Annotated in this window: 2 protein-coding genes and 3 pseudogenes; all 5 read right to left on the reverse strand. The window is 37.9% G+C overall.

Features of this window, described 5'->3' with window-relative positions; genetic code table 11:
• A pseudogene (locus tag PSI15_RS17450) lies at window positions 1–377 on the reverse strand (phage portal protein); the annotation flags it as partial.
• A pseudogene (locus tag PSI15_RS17455) lies at window positions 374–472 on the reverse strand (hypothetical protein); the annotation flags it as partial. The pseudogenes PSI15_RS17455 and PSI15_RS17450, both read right to left, overlap by 4 nt.
• 132 nt (window positions 473–604) lie before the next feature.
• Complete coding sequence (locus PSI15_RS17460) at window positions 605–1,084, reverse strand: DUF6201 family protein (RefSeq protein ID WP_337928946.1); 480 nt, start codon at window positions 1,082–1,084, stop codon at window positions 605–607.
• The gene (locus PSI15_RS17465; protein WP_273584628.1) at window positions 1,042–1,881 is read right to left on the reverse strand and encodes a DUF6402 family protein; all 840 of its coding nucleotides are present in this window, start codon (window positions 1,879–1,881) and stop codon (window positions 1,042–1,044) included. Before PSI15_RS17465 ends, PSI15_RS17460 begins: the two co-directional genes overlap by 43 nt.
• Before the next feature lie 281 nt (window positions 1,882–2,162).
• Window positions 2,163–2,621: pseudogene (locus PSI15_RS17470) on the reverse strand (Hcp family type VI secretion system effector); the annotation flags it as partial.
• Window positions 2,622–2,932 lie beyond the last annotated feature (311 nt).

Raw genomic sequence — 2,932 nt, forward strand, 5'->3', positions numbered from 1 at the left:
GGCGATAAGCCCTCGCGTTCACGGGCTTCATTCGGTGACATCACCCCCGACTTAATCGCCGTCTCATAACTCTGGAAGCGTTCCCGTGGGTTAGCGCGCAGTAAGTCGGCTGTATCAAACTCGACTTGGTAACGAATGCCCCGTTTCGGTGAGGCCATCAGCAAGGCCGCTTTGATTTGCTGTTCAAAGTTGGCGAGCCACGGGCGCATAGTGATCGTCAGAAAGGCGCGTGAGGCTTCGCTAAAGTTACTGTAGGTGCTGTTCGAGTACTCTTGCAGAAAGATCGGGCTGACATTGAACATCCGGGCGATATCGTCAATGGTGAAACGGCGGGAAGACAGCCATTCCGCATCTTGGTTACTCATCCCCAATTGTTGGATGAGCACTTTTCGTTTTCGGCTTTGGTAAGCAATGAACGCATTTGTTCAGTGAGGGTTGTCTTTTGCTGGCGTAATTCAAGTAGCTTTTTCATGGTGTTTTGTGGTTGGTTATTCTGCTTAAAACACTATTTAACATCATGAAAAATGATAAAAAAGCCCCTGACATTCAGAGGCTAAACTTGCGAAAACGTGAGGACAGAATATTTACAAAAATTTTCATTCAGTTAATGGAAATATTGCAGTATTTTACTCCACCATTTTTTGTGGTTTATGTCTATATCATAAGCATCATCTTCACCTTCAATAACAATGAAGTAGCTATGATCTAATGGTTTTTTATATTCCTTTTTTGGTAGAAAACTGACCGTATCAATGAATGTATATTTACCTACCATATTAAAAGGAGAGCTTTGCCCTATATAATTGTTATCTTTATTATATAATACAACAAAAACAGGTTGTGACTCTGTCAATGAGATATATAATCCAAATAAATTAGTAGGGTATGGCTCATAATATTTTGCAAAAAAATTATCATTAGAATTAATAGCCTTAACCATGTCGCCTTCCTTTAAGAAGGTGACATGAGATAGAAAAAACCACCATAATAAAAAAAACATTACTAATGTATAAAAAATATATTTTATACTCTTTAGTATTTTCATAGATAAATAATCCGGTGTTCTGGCTGCGGCGGCGTCCATAGGACGTCAGAGAAAACAATAAAATCGCCTCCTTCATTATGCTTATTTTGCCATGCTCTGAAATCATCGTTAGAAACAGATACATATTTTGAATAACCACCTGTAACTAAATCCTTCCACAGATTTTTATCATAAAAGCCATAAAATATCACAGTCTTAACTTTATCAAGAACACCATCTCTACTCCAAACTCCAAGTGGTTCACCGACTGTCATAAAATCATAACTATCTTTTATATAGAATCCGAGCATTTCAGTGATAAACACATCTTTTGAATCTATTTTATCAACATATCCTCTTACTGCTAATTTTAAATTGGCCTTTCCTATTGCTCCGTAATAATCATTAATAGTGTCTGCCATCGAACCTATTGATTTTACGTTAACTTGAGCGTATGTATCTAATTCAATGGCTGAATCAGAATAACCTATTCTTTCGCTATTTTTTAATCTAGATCTTAATAAATCAATTCCTCTTGGAGATGCCCATTTAGACTTTAAAGAATAAAAGCCTCTTCTTACTGGCTGATAATTCATCGCCCATTCCATCTTTACAATTGAATCATTCACTCGTTCTTTAGGAATAAGCGTAGCATCTTCTTTCATAAACTGATTTTTCATTTCATCATTTTTGAAACCAAATGCAGGTTTTGTTCCAAACCAGTGCCTCATTAGCTTTGGAGCAACTTCCCATCCCATTTTATCCATTGCATCAGGAATTTCATTTAACATGAAAATATCCATTTCTATCTCTGTAACCTTACCACCTTTAACGGTTTTAGTTGATAAAATTCCCATAATTAAATTCCCATCTTTGTTTGATATAAATACTCTACGTTTATATTTTCTTCTTGTTTTGTATCAAATTGCTTTGTTAAACCCAATGATTGACTCTTACCTTCTACCAGTCCCTTATTTGTTTTCACTCCATATGCAATATGTTGGCAGTTATCACCGTTATGCTGATTTTTTAGCTTGAACTGATGGCTAAACAAAGCTGCAATCGTTTCGGTTAAAGGCAGAATAGACGAAAACCCCGAAAGCAACGGCCTTTCCTCTTCACGTCCCTGCAATTGAGATATCGCATAGCCTGTTGTCCCTGCTGCGCGGTGCGTGAATGATATCGACTTATAATCAAGCTGCACTGTTTCATACGGGATCTGGTCATTGTCATCTATCGAATGCGGATAGTGGCAGGAAAAATCAACAATGGTGGCACCTGTCAGTTTGATCTCATAGAAAAATTCCAATTGTCCGGCAAGGTTTACGCGGTAACACTTAAAAAGGGCATCCAGCAACTCGTTCTTGTCTATCGCCAACCCCAGCAACGGGGAAGATTTATCAATGGGTTTGGTAAAGCTGACCGGAAGGTGATTGACGTTCTGATCGCGTGTCATTCCATGTCTGATATGTAATACCTGTATTTCATCTTCCCGCCCGGCCTGATAGCGGTTACCGATAGATTCGGGGGTTGAACAGCCCGCCGAGATTAAGCCTTGTTTCTTGCCCTTTAATGACAAGTAAATGAGATATGACATTCCTGTCTCCTGTAATCTGGTTTTCAATGGATGCTCATTACAGCATCAATTAAACAGGATATAACAGTAATGCTTATCTATTCCAGCATGAATAAAAGATCGCCAGAAAAATTGTGATTAACCTCTCTTCTTAAATAAAATCAGATAATTACCTAATTTAAATTTCAGATAGTAGCCTAATAAAAAAACAAATTGATGCACTAGATTTATCTTCTTAGATTCCTCCGGCTTTTATTTGCCTGCCAGAAGATACCCCCTAAAAATCTTTTTCACCCTCTCAGTTATGCACCCTCTGCATAATACCCTGAAAG

The sequence above is a fragment of the Xenorhabdus sp. PR6a genome (assembly GCF_028599065.1).
Lineage (GTDB): Bacteria > Pseudomonadota > Gammaproteobacteria > Enterobacterales > Enterobacteriaceae > Xenorhabdus > Xenorhabdus doucetiae.